Source organism: Pseudomonas viridiflava (assembly GCF_003702045.1).
Lineage (GTDB): Bacteria > Pseudomonadota > Gammaproteobacteria > Pseudomonadales > Pseudomonadaceae > Aquipseudomonas > Aquipseudomonas viridiflava_C.
The window spans coordinates 144,062-159,829 of sequence record NZ_RBTP01000069.1 but is presented as its reverse complement, the minus strand read 5'-3'; the positions used below and the strand labels follow the sequence as shown (position 1 = coordinate 159,829).

The 15,768-nt window shown below is 60.6% G+C and carries 15 protein-coding genes; 9 read left to right on the top strand and 6 right to left on the bottom strand.

Features of this window, described 5'->3' with window-relative positions; genetic code table 11:
* Positions 1-279: 279 nt before the first annotated feature.
* Entirely contained in the window at positions 280-1,425 is a 1,146-nt protein-coding gene (locus ALP40_RS21455; protein WP_122210182.1) for an MFS transporter, read from the top strand.
* Here ALP40_RS21455 and ALP40_RS21450 read toward each other — a convergent pair.
* Both ALP40_RS21450 and ALP40_RS21445 read right to left on the bottom strand, forming a co-directional pair.
* The gene (locus tag ALP40_RS21450; protein WP_122210181.1) at positions 1,422-3,002 is read right to left on the bottom strand and encodes a phospholipase D family protein; all 1,581 of its coding nucleotides are present in this window, start codon (positions 3,000-3,002) and stop codon (positions 1,422-1,424) included. The two genes, ALP40_RS21455 and ALP40_RS21450, sit on opposite strands and share 4 nt — an antisense overlap.
* A gap of 70 nt (positions 3,003-3,072) precedes the next feature.
* Positions 3,073-4,494 (bottom strand): PLP-dependent aminotransferase family protein, encoded by a 1,422-nt coding sequence (locus ALP40_RS21445; RefSeq protein ID WP_122210180.1) that lies wholly within the window; start codon positions 4,492-4,494, stop codon positions 3,073-3,075.
* 289 nt (positions 4,495-4,783) lie between these two features.
* Between ALP40_RS21445 and ALP40_RS21440 the strand changes: the two genes are divergently transcribed.
* Positions 4,784-5,035, top strand: a complete 252-nt coding sequence (locus ALP40_RS21440; RefSeq protein WP_122210179.1) for a DUF1127 domain-containing protein — start codon at positions 4,784-4,786, stop codon at positions 5,033-5,035.
* A gap of 6 nt (positions 5,036-5,041) precedes the next feature.
* On the opposite strand, the gene ALP40_RS21435 is transcribed toward ALP40_RS21440, so the two are convergent.
* Positions 5,042-6,355, bottom strand: a complete 1,314-nt coding sequence (locus ALP40_RS21435; RefSeq protein ID WP_122210178.1) for an FAD-binding oxidoreductase — start codon at positions 6,353-6,355, stop codon at positions 5,042-5,044.
* 106 nt (positions 6,356-6,461) lie between these two features.
* Between ALP40_RS21435 and ALP40_RS21430 the strand changes: the two genes are divergently transcribed.
* Positions 6,462-6,815 (top strand): YkgJ family cysteine cluster protein, encoded by a 354-nt coding sequence (locus tag ALP40_RS21430; RefSeq protein WP_122210177.1) that lies wholly within the window; start codon positions 6,462-6,464, stop codon positions 6,813-6,815.
* A 9-nt stretch (positions 6,816-6,824) separates the two neighbouring features.
* On the opposite strand, the gene ALP40_RS21425 is transcribed toward ALP40_RS21430, so the two are convergent.
* Positions 6,825-7,313, bottom strand: a complete 489-nt coding sequence (locus tag ALP40_RS21425; protein ID WP_122210176.1) for an Lrp/AsnC ligand binding domain-containing protein — start codon at positions 7,311-7,313, stop codon at positions 6,825-6,827.
* 157 nt (positions 7,314-7,470) lie between these two features.
* Here ALP40_RS21425 and dadA point away from each other — a divergent pair, with 157 nt between their 5' ends.
* The 6 genes from dadA to ALP40_RS21395 all read left to right on the top strand — a co-directional run bounded on the left by dadA (position 7,471) and on the right by ALP40_RS21395 (position 13,623).
* On the top strand, positions 7,471-8,772 hold the full coding sequence (gene dadA / locus ALP40_RS21420; RefSeq protein ID WP_122210175.1) for a D-amino acid dehydrogenase: 1,302 nt from the start codon (positions 7,471-7,473) through the stop codon (positions 8,770-8,772).
* The gene (locus tag ALP40_RS21415; RefSeq protein WP_122210174.1) at positions 8,744-9,097 is read left to right on the top strand and encodes a RidA family protein; all 354 of its coding nucleotides are present in this window, start codon (positions 8,744-8,746) and stop codon (positions 9,095-9,097) included. Before dadA ends, ALP40_RS21415 begins: the two co-directional genes overlap by 29 nt.
* A gap of 78 nt (positions 9,098-9,175) precedes the next feature.
* Entirely contained in the window at positions 9,176-10,249 is a 1,074-nt protein-coding gene (gene alr, locus ALP40_RS21410) for an alanine racemase (RefSeq protein WP_122210173.1), read from the top strand.
* Positions 10,250-10,373: 124 nt separating this feature from the next.
* On the top strand, positions 10,374-10,922 hold the full coding sequence (locus ALP40_RS21405; protein WP_122210172.1) for a cupin domain-containing protein: 549 nt from the start codon (positions 10,374-10,376) through the stop codon (positions 10,920-10,922).
* Positions 10,923-11,106: 184 nt separating this feature from the next.
* Positions 11,107-11,529, top strand: a complete 423-nt coding sequence (locus tag ALP40_RS21400; RefSeq protein WP_122210171.1) for a cytochrome c5 family protein — start codon at positions 11,107-11,109, stop codon at positions 11,527-11,529.
* A 171-nt stretch (positions 11,530-11,700) separates the two neighbouring features.
* Complete coding sequence (locus ALP40_RS21395; protein WP_122210170.1) at positions 11,701-13,623, top strand: acetyl-CoA hydrolase/transferase C-terminal domain-containing protein; 1,923 nt, start codon at positions 11,701-11,703, stop codon at positions 13,621-13,623.
* 59 nt (positions 13,624-13,682) lie between these two features.
* Here the strand turns inward: ALP40_RS21395 and ALP40_RS21390 are convergent, their stop codons facing one another.
* Both ALP40_RS21390 and ALP40_RS21385 read right to left on the bottom strand, forming a co-directional pair.
* A complete protein-coding gene (locus ALP40_RS21390) occupies positions 13,683-14,501 on the bottom strand; it encodes a sulfite exporter TauE/SafE family protein (RefSeq protein WP_122210169.1) in 819 nt (272 codons plus the stop codon).
* Positions 14,494-15,747 (bottom strand): FAD/NAD(P)-binding oxidoreductase, encoded by a 1,254-nt coding sequence (locus ALP40_RS21385; RefSeq protein ID WP_122210168.1) that lies wholly within the window; start codon positions 15,745-15,747, stop codon positions 14,494-14,496. The genes ALP40_RS21390 and ALP40_RS21385 overlap by 8 nt, the downstream gene beginning before the upstream one ends.
* Between the last annotated feature and the right edge of the window lie 21 nt (positions 15,748-15,768).

Here is a 15,768-nt window from a genome sequence, read left to right as displayed (position 1 = left end):
CGCAAACACAGTCGGAGCGGACTTGTCCGCGAATGCAAAATTTAGCCATAGCATCTGTGTCGAATGTACCGGCCTTTTCNNGGACAAGTCCGCTCCCACTGTCACGGTGTTTGCTGCGCGACAACGCTACGTCGAGACGTGGTGGGGCCTCCCACTGGATTTGTCTTCCGCTAGCCTCTTTTGCTTAGCCTGGCGTCGGATTCTTTGATGATCGTTCGCCAGCAGAGCATCGGCACGATCAGCTTTTGGCTTTAATTTTTCACCCGCAGGAACATGGACATGCGTTGGGGTACTTATTTTGCCGTTCTGGCGTCGATCTTGAGCGTCGGTCTGGCCATCGGCGTCAGCATGCCGCTGGTGTCATTGCGGCTCGCGGATTGGGGTTACGGCACCTTCGCCATCGGCGTCATGGCGGCGATGCCGGCAGTGGGTGTGCTGGTTGGCGCGGGGGTTGCCAGTGCGTTGGCCTCGCGTTTCGGAACGGCCAATCTGATGCGGCTGTGCCTGTGGAGCGGGGCGATGTCGGTCGGTGCTCTGGCGTTGCTGCCCTACTACCCGGTCTGGCTGGTCTTGCGCCTGATGCTAGGCATGATCCTGACCATCGTTTTCGTGCTGGGTGAAAGCTGGATCAACCAACTGGTGATCGAGCGCCTGCGCGGGCGGCTCGTCGCGTTGTACGGCAGCACTTACGCACTGAGCCAACTCGCAGGCCCCTTGTTGCTGGGGGTGATCGGCACTGAAGCGGACTACGGCTTCTGGATCGGCGTGCTGCTCATGACGTGCTCCCCGCTGCTCCTGCTGGGCCGAACCGGCGCGCCATCGACAGAGTCCGCAAGCGTGACCTTTGCCGATCTGCTGGGGTTCTGTCGCGGCATGCCTGCCATCGCGGGTGCCGTTGCCCTGTTCGCAGCGTTCGAGGCGTTGATCCTGACGCTGCTGCCGATTTACTGCATCCGGCATGGCTTTACGCCTGAAATCGCGTTGATGATGGTCAGCGCCGTGGTGGTGGGTGACGCCGTGCTGCAATTGCCGATCGGGCTGCTGGCGGACCGGATCTCGCGCCGCACACTGTTCACCGGTTGCGCGGCCGCGTTGATGCTGTCCAGCCTGGCCATTCCGTTGCTGGTCAACACAGTAGTGATCTGGCCGTTGTGGGTGCTGTTCGGCGCCAGTGCTGGTGGGCTGTTCACCCTGTCGTTGATTCTGATCGGTGAGCGGTATCGCGACGATGCGCTGGTCCGCGCCAACGCGCATGTGGCTCAGCTCTGGGGCATTGGCTGCCTGCTCGGGCCTCTGGCGGCGGGAGCTGGCAGTCAATGGGTCAGTATCGACGCCTTGCCGCTGCTGATGGCCGCAGGGGCGTTCGGGTTGTTGATCCTGACGATGAAGCGCGGCGCGTTCGGCATGAGCACTGCGCAGGCCTAGAGCATTCGTTCCAGGCCAATCGCTTTGCTCATCCAGGCGTTGAAGCGTCGCCACCAGTCGCCAGGCTCGGTGTGCAAGGTGTGGATGACGCCGTTGTCCTCGGTCACCCACACTACTTTGCCGTCTTCCAGCCTGGCCTCGTACGTGAGAGAGGGTGCCATGCCCTGTAGCGTCAGTTCGCGAAGCTCTTCGGCCAGTTGCGGGCTGTCGACCAGCACCCCGACTTCGGTGTTCCACAAGACCGAACGTGGGTCGAAGTTGAAGGAGCCGACAAAGACTTTCTGGCGGTCGAAAATCATCGCTTTGCTGTGCAGGCTGGACTCGGAACTGACCAGCGACTGGCTTTTCTTGAACAAGTGCGGGCCGCTGCCGCGCATGGTTTCCGTATCACCGGGTTGGCGGCGCAGTTCGAACAGTTTGACGCCATGCTCCAGCAGGGCCTTGCGATAGGGCGCATAGCCGCCGTGTACGGCGGGCACGTCGGTGGCTTCCAGCGAATTGGTCAACAGGCTGACGTTCACGCCCGCGTCGGCACGGCCGGTGAGGTACAGCAGTCCTTCCTGACCGGGCACGAAGTACGCCGAAATCAGCATCAGTTCCTTGCTGGTCTTCAGCAGTTCCGGGGCCAATTGTGTGGTCAGCAACAGGTGCGGATCAGGCTCGCCCTGAGCCAGCACCTTGCTGGGTGCATCCCACAACGCCTGGTTCCAGGCCCAGACCAGCTCATTGAGCCAGGTCTTCATGCGCGGTTCGGTCTTATAAGCCATCAGCCGCTCATACAGCGCCTTGTGCTGCTGATGGGCCTGTTCCAGAGAGGCTGAAAGCCGCTGACGGGCTTGGGCCAAGTCCTGGTTGTCGGGCAGGAAATACATGAAGTCATCGATAGGTTTGCTCAGCGTACTGTTCCAGTACTGATCGAAGCTGTGGCCGAGCTGCTCGGCGACCGGTCCGACGCTCAGCATGTCGATGTCCGTGAAATTCAGATTGGGCTCGGCGTCGAAGTATTCGTCTCCCAGATTGCGCCCGCCGACAATGGCCACGCTGTTGTCCGCCAGCCACAGTTTGTTGTGCATGCGCCGGTGCTGACGCGACAGGTTCATGAGCCGCCCCAGGCTGCGGGTGATGCCGGTTTCGCGCCCCAGGTTCTGCGGATTGAACAGGCGAATCTGGATGTTCGGGTGGGCGGCGAGGGTAGCGATGGCCTGGTCCAGGCCGTCGCTGGTGGTGTCGTCCAGCAGGATGCGCACGCGCACGCCACGGTCGGCTGCGTTGAGCAACTCGTCGATCAATGCGCGGGTACTCAGGCCGTCGTGGACGATGTAGTACTGCAGATCGAGGCTGGTTTTTGCGTTTCGGATCAGCTCCGCACGCGCCTTGAACGCATCACTGCTGTCGGGCAGCAGGCGAAAGCCCGAGCGCCCTTCGTGGGGACGTGCCATCGCTTGAATCGACCGGCCGAAGGCTGAGTCGGAAGACGGCATGGCCTGGCTTGGCTCACCGAGCGGGGCTTGATGTGCGCAACCGCTGACGCACAGCGCAACCAGCAAGGAAAAGGGCGAGGCCCATGAATTCTTCAAATGGATATCCACAAATGGATGGGTTTGGCTTGGCGATAAGACCCGCAAAACCGAAAAAAATTTGCCCACATCAATTGGCTTGCTCAAGCAGTTGCACGATGGTTTCGCCGACGATGCGTACCGCACTTTCGATTTTCGGCGTCGGCCTGGCAGCGTAGTTCATGCGCATGCAATTGCGGTATTTGCCAGACGCGGAAAAAATGCTGCCCACCGCGATCTGTACGCCTTTATCCAGCAAGACACGGTTCAGGCGCAGTGTATCGAAGTCCTCGGCCAGTTCGACCCACAGCATGAAGCTGCCTTGCGGGCGGCTGACGCGGGTACCAGCGGGGAAGTACCGCATCACCCAGTCGATCATCACGTCACGACTGCGCTGGTACTGCGTGCGCATACGCCGCAAGTGAGGTTCGTAGTGCCCGCCCTGGATGAAGTCGGCAATGGCCAGTTGTGGCTGCGGCGCAGTCGACCCGGTGCTGATGTATTTCATGTGCAGCACCCGCTCCAGATAACGGCCTGGCGCCACCCAGCCGATCCGCAGGCCGGGCGCCAGTGTCTTGGAAAACGAACTGCACAGCAGCACACGGCCGTCTTCGTCGAACGATTTTATGGTGCGCGGACGAGGGTAGGTGTATGCCAGGTCGCCATACACATCGTCCTCAATAATTGCCACGTCGAAGCGTTGTGCCAGTGTCAGCAAGGCCCGTTTGCGCGCCTCGGGCATGACGTAGCCGAGCGGGTTGTTGCAACTGGGCGTCAGCTGGATGGCCTTGATCGGCCACTGCTCCAGGGCCAGTTCCAGCGCTTCCAGGCTGATGCCGGTCAGTGGGTCGGTCGGGATTTCCATTGCCTTCATGCCCAGGCCCTTGAGGGTCTGCATGGCGCCGAAAAAGCTGGGTGAGTCCACCGCCACAATGTCGCCGGGCGAGCAGACGGCGCGGATGCTGGCTGACAGAGCTTCGTGGCAACCGCTGGTGATGATCAGGTCATTGGCGGTCAGGTTACAGCCGGAATCCAGCAACAGGCGGGCGATCTGTTCGCGCAGTGTATGGACACCGTAGATGTTGTCGTAATACAGGCCGGGCATGTCCTGATGACGACTCAACTGGCCCAGCGCGCGCATCAGCGGTTTCAGGGTGGGACTGGAAACGTCCGGCATCCCGCGCCCCAGTTGCGTGATCGCTTCCAGAGGTGAGACGCGAATCAGCTCAAGCACCTGATCCCACTGAGAGATGTCCACAGGCCGTTGAACCGGTCGCCCGACCACAGGCAGCGCGGGAGCCTGGCGGCTGGCCGACACGAAATAGCCCGACTTGGGTTTGGGTGTGGCAAGCCCGCTGTCTTCCAGCACCCGGTACGCCTGCTGCACGGTGCTCAGGCTCACGCCATGTTCGACGCTGAGGGCGCGCACCGAGGGCAGGCGGTCGCCGGGGCGGTAGAAGCCTTTTTCGATCCGCGAACCGAGCAACTCGGCAAGGTTGACGTACAGGGTCATGGCTTACTCTTGGTTGAGTGCTTAGTTCAGGGCCATACAGATGGCGTGAAAATATAGCATTCAGAAGGAGTTTTGAATCTTCTGTATGGAAAATATAAGAAGATTTTGAATCTGTATTGGTTTGGTAATCCCCTTCATCATGGGGTCACGCTCACGCACTCAGCGTTATACACAGATATTGCTGTAACCAACGCACTGTGGGAGGCGGCTTGTCGGCGATGCGCTTTCCGATCTGTGTGATGGCTGGCGTGTGTTGAGCGATGGATACCTACCCGATGGAGGAACCACAATGAACGGGTTCAGCGACGTACGATTAGCGTTTTACAGCCAGGAACTGGATGAGGTTCAGCCATCGGCAATAAAGGCCGCTGCTGCCGATCAGGCTTGTGTACCGAAGGGTATGAGCCGTTGGGCGTTGTATCGTCATCGCTGGACATCCCGCCGCGCATTGCTGGAGCTGACGGACGACCAGCTTCGTGACATCGGTATCGATTTCCAGCAGGCCCGGGCCGAGGCGATGAAGGCCTTCTGGAGGCGTTGAGGCGTTTCAGCGCAACTCTTTCAGGCGGTGCCAGAGCATGCCCAGCGCCAGCAGCGGCGAGCGCAGGTGTTTGCCGCCCGGAAAAGTCATGTGCGGAACGCTGGCAAACAACTCGAAACCATCGCTGTGCTGCCCGGCGATGGCTTCGGCCAACAGGCGTCCTGCCAGATGCGTGGCGTTCAGGCCGTGGCCGGAATAGGCCTGCGCATAAAACACATTGGGCTGGTCCTTGAGCCGCCCGATCTGTGGCAGGCGATTGGCCCCGATGCCAATCATTCCGCCCCACTGATAATCGATCTTCGTATTGGCCAGTTGCGGAAAAACATCCAGCATCTTCGGTCGCATGTAGGCGGCAATGTCTTGCGGATCGCGGCCCGAGTAATGGCAGGCACCACCAAACAGCAAACGGCGGTCGGCGGACAGCCGGTAGTAATCCACCGTCACGCGCTGGTCGCAGACGGCCATGTCCTGCGGCAGCAGTTCAGTGGCCTGCGCCTGGCTAAACGGCTCGGTCGCAATGATGTAGCTGCCAGCGGGCAACACTTTGCCGCTGATATGCGGGTTAAGGTCTTTCAGATAAGCGTTGCAGCCCAGCACCAGCGTTTTCGCCAGCACCGAACCCTGTGTGGTGTGTACCTTGACCTGCGGGCCGTAGTCGATGCGTGTCACTTCAGACCGTTCGAACAACTGCACGCCCAGCGATTGTGCGACTACGGCCTCGCCCAAGGCCAGATTCAGCGGGTGCAGATGCCCGGAACCCATGTCGATCAGGCCGCCGACATAACGGTCCGAGCCCACCACGCTGCGCATCTGATCGGGCGCCACCAGCTTCAGCTCATGCTGATACCCCAGGCTGCGTAACTCATCGGCGTCTTCGGCCAGGTGGGTCATGTCACGCGGCTTGTTGGCCAAGTCGCAGTAACCCCATTTCAGCGCGCAATCAATGCCATGTCGTTCGATCCGCTGACGCACGATGTCGACTGCTTCGATGCCCATCAGTTTGAGCTGGCGCACGCCGTCGCTGCCTATCACATTGGCGAACTGTTCGACGTCGTGACCGACACCGCGGATCAACTGGCCGCCATTGCGCCCGCTGGCGCCCCAACCGATCTTGCGCGCTTCCAGCAACGCCACGCTCAATCCGCGCTCGGCCAGTTCGATCGCCGTGTTAAGCCCGGAGAACCCACCGCCCACCACGCACACATCAACCTTCACCTCGCCTTGCAGTGCAGGATGATCCGGCTGCGGGTGGCTGCTGGCGGCGTAGTACGAAGCAGTGTGCGAGGCTTGCTGGGCGGCGTGCTGAACGCGGGCGTTCATGAAAAGGTCCTGTTGGCGGCGTCGTGAGGTGGGGTGAGGATAAGCTGCTGTCCTGAGCCTGCCAACTGAGGCAAAATCCAGGCATTGTGTCAGGGTGATTGTTTCAATGAGCTGCAACCTTCATAAAATCCGCGAGCTGCGCCGCCAGATTCCGTCGTTCGAATGCGTTCCGGGCTGTCATGACTGCTGTGGGCCGGTGACTACTTCATCCGAAGAAATGGCCCGCCTGCCGCGTAAGACCGCCGCCGAGCAGGACGCTGCGCTGAATGAGCTGAACTGCGTACATTTGGGGCCTCAAGGCTGCACGGTGTACGACGAGCGCCCGTTGATTTGCCGCCTGTTCGGCACGACCCAAACCCTGCCATGCCCGAATGGGCGACGCCCCGTGGAGCTGATTCATCCTCGCGTCGAAAAGCAGGTGCATGACTATATCGCCTCGACCCGGCAGGTACTGGTCTAGCCTTTTCGCTCAGTCCGGGATCGGAAGATTCAGACTCTCTTTCACCTCCTCCATTACGATGTAACTCTTCGATTCGCGCACGTGCGGCAGTTTGAGCAGGATGTCGCCGAGCAATTTGCGGTACGACGCCATTTCCGAAATCCGTGCTTTCACCAGGTAGTCGAAGTCCCCGGACACCAGATGGCACTCCAATACATGGGGCAGCTTGAGCACGGCGCGGCGGAACTCTTCAAAGGTGTCCCCGGATTTGTAATCAAGGCTGATCTCGACGAACACCAGCAGGCTGGCCTTGAGGCTCTGCGGGTTCAGGCGGGCGTTGTAACCCATGATGATGCCCTCGCGCTCAAGTCTTCGAACCCGCTCGGTACAAGGGGTGGTCGACAGCCCTACGCGTTCGCCCAGCTCGGTAAACGAGATGCGCGCATCGGCCTGAAGGATGCGCAAAATGTTGCGGTCGATCTTGTCCAGCTCACGTTTTGACTGGTGCTCGGTGCGCACGTGAGTAATCCCCTCTACGAAAATGTTCTTTGCCGTTGATTTGCACCGAATATAAGCATTTATACAGTTAAAAGCACTGCTCAATGCTCAATATACTGGGCACATCCTTGCTTAAAACTTCAAAACGTCAGCGGATATCCGCGATGAGGTCAACAACATGCGCGTTCTGGTCCTTGGTAGCGGTGTGATCGGCATCACCAGTGCCTATTATCTGGCGCGGGCAGGCTTTGAGGTCACCGTCGTGGACCGTCAGCCTGCTGCTGCAATGGAAACCAGTTTTGCCAACGCAGGTCAGGTTTCCCCAGGCTATGCCTCTCCGTGGGCCGCGCCTGGTGTGCCGCTCAAAGCGATCAAGTGGTTGCTGCAACGTCACGCTCCGCTGGCGATCAAGGCCACGGCTGACATCGACCAGTACCTGTGGATGGCCCAAATGCTGCGCAACTGCACGGCCAGCCGTTACGCCGTGAACAAAGAGCGCATGGTGCGATTGTCCGAGTACAGCCGTGACTGTCTCGATGAGTTGCGCCTGGAAACCGGCATCGCGTACGAAGGCCGCAGCCTGGGCACGACCCAGCTGTTCCGCACCCAGGCGCAGCTGGACAACGCTGCCAAGGACATCGCCGTCCTCGAACAGTCCGGCGTGCCGTATGAGCTGCTCGACCGCGAAGGCATTGCCCGGGTCGAGCCGGCGCTGGCGGGCGTGACCGGCATTCTGAGTGGCGCGCTGCGCCTGCCCAACGACCAGACCGGCGACTGCCAACTGTTCACCACGCGTCTGGCTGAAATGGCCGAAGCCTTGGGTGTTGAGTTCCGTTACGGGCAGAACATCGAACGTCTGGATTTCGCAGGCGACCGCGTCAATGGTGTGTGGATCGACGGCAAGCTGGAAACCGCCGATCGTTACGTGCTGGCGCTGGGCAGCTATTCGCCGCAGTTGCTCAAGCCGCTGGGCATCAAGGCGCCGGTCTATCCGCTCAAGGGCTACTCGCTGACCATCCCGATCACCAACCCGAACATGGCACCGACGTCGACCATCCTCGACGAAACCTACAAGGTCGCCATCACCCGCTTCGACAACCGTATCCGGGTTGGCGGCATGGCCGAAATTGCCGGTTTCGACCTGTCGCTCAATCCGCGTCGGCGCGAAACACTGGAGATGATCGTCGGCGACCTCTATCCTCAGGGCGGCGACCTGGCCCAGGCCAGTTTTTGGACGGGGCTGCGTCCCACCACGCCGGATGGCACGCCGATCGTGGGTGCCACGCCGTTGCGCAACCTGTTCCTCAACACCGGCCACGGTACGCTGGGTTGGACAATGGCGTGTGGTTCCGGCCGTTTGCTGGCCGACCTGATGGCCCATGAAACACCCAAGATCAGCGCCGAAGGCCTTGATATTTCCCGTTACGGCAGTACCCAGGAGAAAGCCAAGCATGTCAATCCAGCGCCAGCTCACCAATGAGCGCATGAGTCAGATCGTTGTCCACAACGGCACCGTTTATTTGTCGGGCCAAGTGGGTGATGACATGACCGCCGGTGTCGAGAAGCAGACCAAAGAGACGCTGGACAGCATTGAGCGCCTGCTTGGTCTGGCCGGTACTGACAAGACCCGCATCCTGTCGGTGACCATCTACCTGAAAGACATTGACGCCGATTTTGCCGGCATGAACAGTGTCTGGGACAAATGGCTGCCAAAAGGCGTGGCACCTGCGCGCGCCACCGTGGAAGCCAAGCTGTGCGAGCCGGAAATTCTGGTCGAGCTCTCGGTCGTCGCTGCACTGCCGTAACGTTTTTCCTTGGCCCGGCGACGCACCCTCGGCGTCGGGCCTTTTTTTTAACACACCTCTTCAGGCAATACCGTTCCCATGCGTCCAGCTCGCGCCCTCGTCGATCTTCAAGCCCTGCGTCACAACTATCAGCTGGCCCGCGAAAGCGCCGGTGCCAAAGCGCTCGCCGTGATCAAGGCCGATGCCTATGGTCACGGTGCCGTGCGTGTCGCTCAGGCGCTGGAAACCCTGGCAGATGGCTTTGCAGTGGCCTGCATCGAAGAGGCGCTGGAGTTGCGTGCGGCCGGTATCTCCGCGCCCGTCCTGCTGCTGGAGGGTTTTTTCGAGGCCGACGAACTGGAATTGATCGCCCGGCACGATCTGTGGACGGTAGTGCATTCGATGTGGCAGCTGGAAGCTATCGAGCAGGCGCGTCTCAGCAAACCGTTGACGGTCTGGCTGAAGCTCGACACGGGCATGCACCGGGTTGGCTTGTACCCGCACGAGTATCGCGCCGCGTATGAGCGTCTGTTGGCAACCGGCAAGGTGGCCAACATCGTGCTGATGAGCCATTTTGCGCGTGCCGACGAATTGGGCTGTTCGGCCAGTGACGATCAAGTGGCGGTTTTCGAGGCCGCCCGTCAGGGGTTGTCCGCAGAAACCAGCCTGAAGAACTCGCCTGCCGTACTGGGCTGGCCAGCGATCAAGAGCGATTGGGTGCGCCCTGGCATCATGCTGTACGGGGCCACGCCGTTCAACGAGTCGCAAGCGCTGGCGGATCGTTTGCAGCCGGTCATGACGCTGGAGTCGAAAATCATCAGCGTACGCGAGGTGGCCGTGGGTGAGCCGGTAGGCTACGGCGCCACCTTCGTGACAGACCGTCCTTCACGTATCGGCGTCGTAGCAATGGGCTACGCCGACGGTTATCCGCGCCACGCGCCTTCGGGTACACCGGTTTTCATTGATGGCCATGCTTCCAGGCTGGTCGGACGCGTGTCGATGGACATGCTCAGTGTGGACCTGACCGAATGTCCGCAAGCGGGTCTTGGCAGCCGTGTCGAGCTGTGGGGCAAGCAAGTGCTGGCCAGTGACGTGGCCGCTCAGGCAGGCACGATTCCGTACCAGATATTCTGCAATCTGCGCCGCGTTCCGCGCGTCTACTCAGAAGGCTAAGCCTGCGTTTTATCGTCAACGCCCCGAAATACCCGGTCGCCGGTCGAGTGTTGTAAATATTGAACGCTGTGCCATCATGGCGCTCATAACGACTTGGCCTGACTAAATCTGGGGGTATGCCGCATTGGACGTGGGTGAACGACTGCAATCGATCCGCAAGCTCAAAGGCCTTTCCCAGCGTGAACTCGCCAAACGGGCCGGTGTGACCAACAGCACTATCTCCATGATCGAGAAAAACAGCGTCAGCCCTTCGATCAGCTCCCTGCGCAAGGTGCTTGGCGGGATTCCGATGTCGATGGTCGAATTCTTCTCCGAAGAAATCGAACCCCAAAATGCGGCTCAAGTGGTTTACAAAGCCAGTGAATTGATCGATATCTCGGACGGTGCAGTGACCATGAAACTGGTCGGCAAATCGCATCAGGGCCGCGCCATCGCTTTTCTGACGGAAACCTACCCGCCCGGTGCCGACACGGGTGAAGAAATGCTGGTTCATGAAGGTGAGGAAACCGGGATTGTCGTCGAAGGACGTCTTGAGCTGGTAGTTGGTCTGGACACCTACACGCTGGACGTCGGTGACAGCTACTACTTTGAAAGCACTCGCCCGCATCGTTTTCGCAATCCGTTCGACGTCCCAGCGCGACTAATCAGCGCAGCCACGCCCGCCAATTTCTAACCGCAACTGACCTGCGGCCCCTGTTTTCAGGCGCTTTGCGGCATTGGCGTTGTCCCTCGTGTTCGTCGCCGAACACGCCTTCTGACTGCAGGCGCGTGTCGGCCAGGGCAGCCGAGGGCTATACTTTTTCGGCCTGCCAGCCCGTCCCCGCAGGCGTGACTCCGTCACCTTGAGGGTGCTAAGTGTGAACCTGATAAACACGTTTCCGGCCATCGCTGCCGCGTTGGCTTTCTGGGTGTTTAACGCTCAGGCGGCAAGCAATGAAGAGATCGCCAGACGCCTCGAACCCGTCGGGCAGGTCTGTGTTCAAGGCAAAGAATGTCCTGGCGTGCAGGTGGCGGGCTCGCAGGCAAGTGGCGCTACCCGATCGGTGGACGACGTGATTGCCAAGCACTGCCAGGTCTGCCACAGCGGCGTCATGCCCAACGCGCCGAAAATCGGTGATACGGTCGCCTGGACCGAGCGTTCCCAGAAAGAGGGTGGCCTCGACGGCCTGCTGGCCAAAGCCATTACCGGCATCAACGCCATGCCGCCCAAAGGGACATGCGGCGATTGCTCGGATGAAGACCTCAAGGCTGCCATTCAGACGATGTCGGGTTTGAAGTGATCGTGCCCACGCTGGAGCGTGAGATGAGAACGGTCATCACCGCATTCCTTCCGTGAGGGCCGGTGTGCAACGCGGAGTGCAGAGCCTGCAACGATCAAATCACACGCCACGCAGCACTTTCCTGCCCGCACCTGTCCAAGCTGCATCCAATAACCATTCAGGAGAGCTGGGATGCCGCAGTCCTGTTCCATTGAGCACGCCGTCGATCACGTACTGTCGCAGTTGCCCGAGCATATCCACCTCGGCATGCCGCTTGGGTTGGGCAAGCCCAATCGATTCGTCAACGCGCTGTATCAACGGATCAGTGAATTGCCCGAACGGCGTTTGACGATCTATACCGCGTTGAGCCTGGGCCGACCCACGCCTGGCGAGGGCTTGCAGGCGCGCTTTCTGGAACCGTTTCTGGAGCGCATTTTCGGTGATTATCCCGAACTCGATTTCCTGACGGCACTGCGCCGTGACAGCCTGCCAGGCAACATTCGCGTTCAGCAGTTCTTCATGCAACCGGGCAGCCTGCTCAACAGCGAGTCTGCCCAGCAGGATTACGTGAGCAGCAATTACAGCCACGCCGCCCGGGACATCAACGCCAGCGGTCTGAATCTGGTGGCGCAACTGGTGGCCCGTGACGATCAGCGGCCGGGCAGGCTGAGTTTGAGTTGCAACCCCGATGTGACGCTGGACCTGCTGCCCATGATCGCCAAGCGCCGTGCAGCGGGGGAGACCATTCTGATGCTGGGGCAGGTGCATGCCGACCTGCCGTATATGCCCGGCGACTCCGAGCTGGACGAAGTGGCGTTCGACCTGTTGCTGGACGAGGAGGAGCGCAGTACGTTGTTTTCAACGCCCAACATGCCGGTGGGCTATCAGGACCATCTGATCGGCCTGCACGCCAGCACGCTGGTGCGTGACGGTGGCACCTTGCAGATCGGCATCGGCTCAATGGGCGATGCGTTGACCGGCGCGCTGCTGGCGCGCCAGGCGGACAATGACACGTGGCGTGCGCTGCTGGCCGAGTTGAACATGAGCAACTGGCAAACCCTGATCGATCGTGAGGGCGGAATGCAGCCGTTTGCCAGCGGTCTTTACGGGTGCAGTGAAATGTTCGTCAACGGGCTGTTGGTGCTGGCCGATGCCGGGATCATTCGGCGCAAGGTCTATCCCGACGCAGAGCTGCAACGGCTGGCCAACATGGGCACGCTGGATGAAAACGCCCACCCCGATGGCGTCGTGGTGCACGGCGGCTTCTTCCTCGGCCCGACCAGTTTCTACGAGCGACTGCGCGAGCTGCCCGCTGAGCGTCTGGCGCAATTCAACATGACCGCCATCAGCTACATCAACGAACTGTATGGCCATGAAGAACTCAAGCGTCTGCAACGCCGTGATGCGCGGTTCATCAACAGCGCGTTCACCGTTACCCTGATGGGCGCGGCGGTGGCCGATCAGTTGGAAGATGGGCGCGTGCTCAGCGGCGTGGGCGGGCAATACAATTTCGTGGCCCAGGCGCACGCACTTGAAGATGCCCGCTCCATTCTGATGCTGCGCAGCTGGCGGGAATCGGGTGGCGAGACAAGCTCCAATATCGTTTGGGAATACGGCCACACAACCATTCCCCGGCATCTGCGTGACATCGTCGTGACCGAGTACGGCATCGCCGACCTGCGTGGTCAGACCGATGCAACGGTGATCGAGCGCCTGCTGAACATCAGCGATTCGCGCTTTCAGCCTGGCCTGATCGAGCAGGCGCAAAAGGCCGGTAAGCTGCCGAAGCACTTCAGTCTGGACCCTCGCTTTACCCAGAACACGCCGGAACGCCTGAAGGACATCGCAACGCGTCATCCATCGCTGTTTACCGAATACCCGCTGGGCTGCGACTTTACGCCAGAGGAACGTGATTTATTGAGGGCGCTGAACTGGCTCAAAGGCAAATTCAAGGTCACCGAGATTCTGGAACTGGGCAAAGCGACCCTGGACGCGCCAGAACCCGAGGCCTATCCCGAACACTTACAGCGCATGCAACTCGACCAGCCGCAGGGTTTACGAGAGGAGCTGTATCAAAGGCTGCTGCTGGCCGGATTGCAGAATACCGCCCAATGATCGTTCCCCGCTTCTGCGCGGTACGCTCCGGGATGTGACGCAGAGCATGGGCAGGATTATCAGCCCTGCAGCACCGACATCACCAACAGGCCAGCGGCCACAATTCCGCAGGCAGCAAACAATTGCTGCAAGCGCGGCCCTGCCAGGTAGCGCGATATTTGCCTGCCCGCCAGCAGGCCGATCATCGCACCCAGTGCAAACGGCAGCCCGATGCTCCAGTGCATCACACCGCTCAGCGAGGCGCTGATGACGCTGCCGGTCGACACCAGTGCGATCACTGCCAGCGAGGTCGCCATGACGCTTTTCATGTCCAGGTCGGTGTAACGCGTCAGTGCAGGCACTATCACGAAACCACCGCCCACGCCGAGCAGGCCGGACAGTAGTCCCGAGCCTATGCCAGTCATCGTCAGCGCGCGCAGGCAGGGCATGGTCCAGCGCAGGCGACCTTGCAGAGGGTTGAGTACGCAAGGCAGCACGGCGGCGCGTGGGGCGGGTTTTCCGTCGCGCAGTTCGCGTTGTGCCCGGACCAACATGCGTACGCAGGCGTACAGCAGCACGCCTGAGAAAATCAGCGCCAACGGTGCATTGGGCAGGCGGTGCGCCAGCCACAGCCCGAAGGGCGCCAGCAACACCCCGATCCCGGCGATATAAGCCGCTGCACGATAACGAACAATGCCCTGACGCAAGCCCAGTATGGCGCCTACGCCCGCTGCCATGCCTACTGCCAGCAAACCGACCGGCGCTGCCTCGACAATCGACAGCCCCAGCCCGAACACCAGCAACGGCACCGCAAGAATGCCGCCGCCTGCGCCGGTCAATGCCAGCACTGCACCAATGATCGCACCCAGGCCCGCGCCCAACAGTTGATGCTCATCCATGTTCAGCAGCAGCCCTTTCAGGTTTGGCCAGCCACTCGCGGCCTTTGAGCATGCCGTGCCAGTACAGGGGCGGTAGCACACGTTCTTTCAGCCACCACGCCAGTCGGGTTGGCTGACGTCCGTTGAGCAGCCAGAGCGGAAAGCTCGGCGCGACTTTGCCGCCATACAGAAACTCGGCGAGTACGATTTTGCCTTTCTCGACCGTCAGCGGGCATGAGCCGTAGCCGTCGTAGATAACCAGGTCGGCCAGGCGACCCAACGCGACCAGTACGTTATGGGCAACCACGGGCGCCTGCTTTCGAGCGGCTGCCGCGGTCTTGGCATTGCTGGTGTTGGTGGCGTCACCCAAGCCGTGCACATTGGTGAACTGTCGATGCCTAAGCGTGGCCGGATCCACATCCACCCAACCCGCCGCATCCGCCAACGGGCTTGAGCGAATGAAATCCGGCGCGGTCTGTGGCGGCACCACGTGCAGCATCTCAAAGCTCTGCTCGACGGTTTCACTCACGCCTTCAGGCCCGGTGCGGACAAATGTTGCCCGTTTGCCGGGCCCATCGACTGCCACCAGCTTGTGGCTGAACTGGAGGTCGATGTTGTAGCGGTCGACATAGCGCATCAGGGCGGGAACGTAGTCCGCGACCCCGAACAGCACGGCTCCGGCATTGAAAAACTGCGTCTTGATCTGGTCCTGTCGACCGGCCTTGCGCCAGTGGTCGCAAGACAGGTACATGGCCTTCTGCGGCGCTCCCGCGCATTTGATCGGCATCGGCGGTTGGGTAAACAGCGCACGCCCCTGTTTCAGGTCTTGCACCAGCTTCCAGGTGTAGGGCGCCAGATCGTAGCGATAGTTGGAGGTCACGCCGTTGGCGCCGAGTGTTTCCACCAGCCCGTCAATGGCTGCCCAGTCCAGCTTGAGGCCGGGGCAGACCACCAGTTGTTGATAACCCAGCGTGCGGCCGTCTTGCAGAGTCACGCGGTTGTCCTGCGGTTCGAAGGTCGCCACCGCCGCTTTGATCCAGTTCACCCCCTTGGGTATCAGCGATGCCATGCTGCGGGCTGTGGTTTCGGGCGTGAAAATACCTGCGCCGAGCATCGTCCAACCGGGTTGGTAATAGTGCGTTTCGGCTGGGTCGATCAGGGTAATACTCAGGTTTTTATCGCGGGCAAGCAGGCTTGCCGCCGTAGAGATACCGGCGGCACCGGCACCGACGATCAGAATCTGACAGGTTACTGCTGGGGCATTCATGACAGGTCTTCCAAAAAGGGC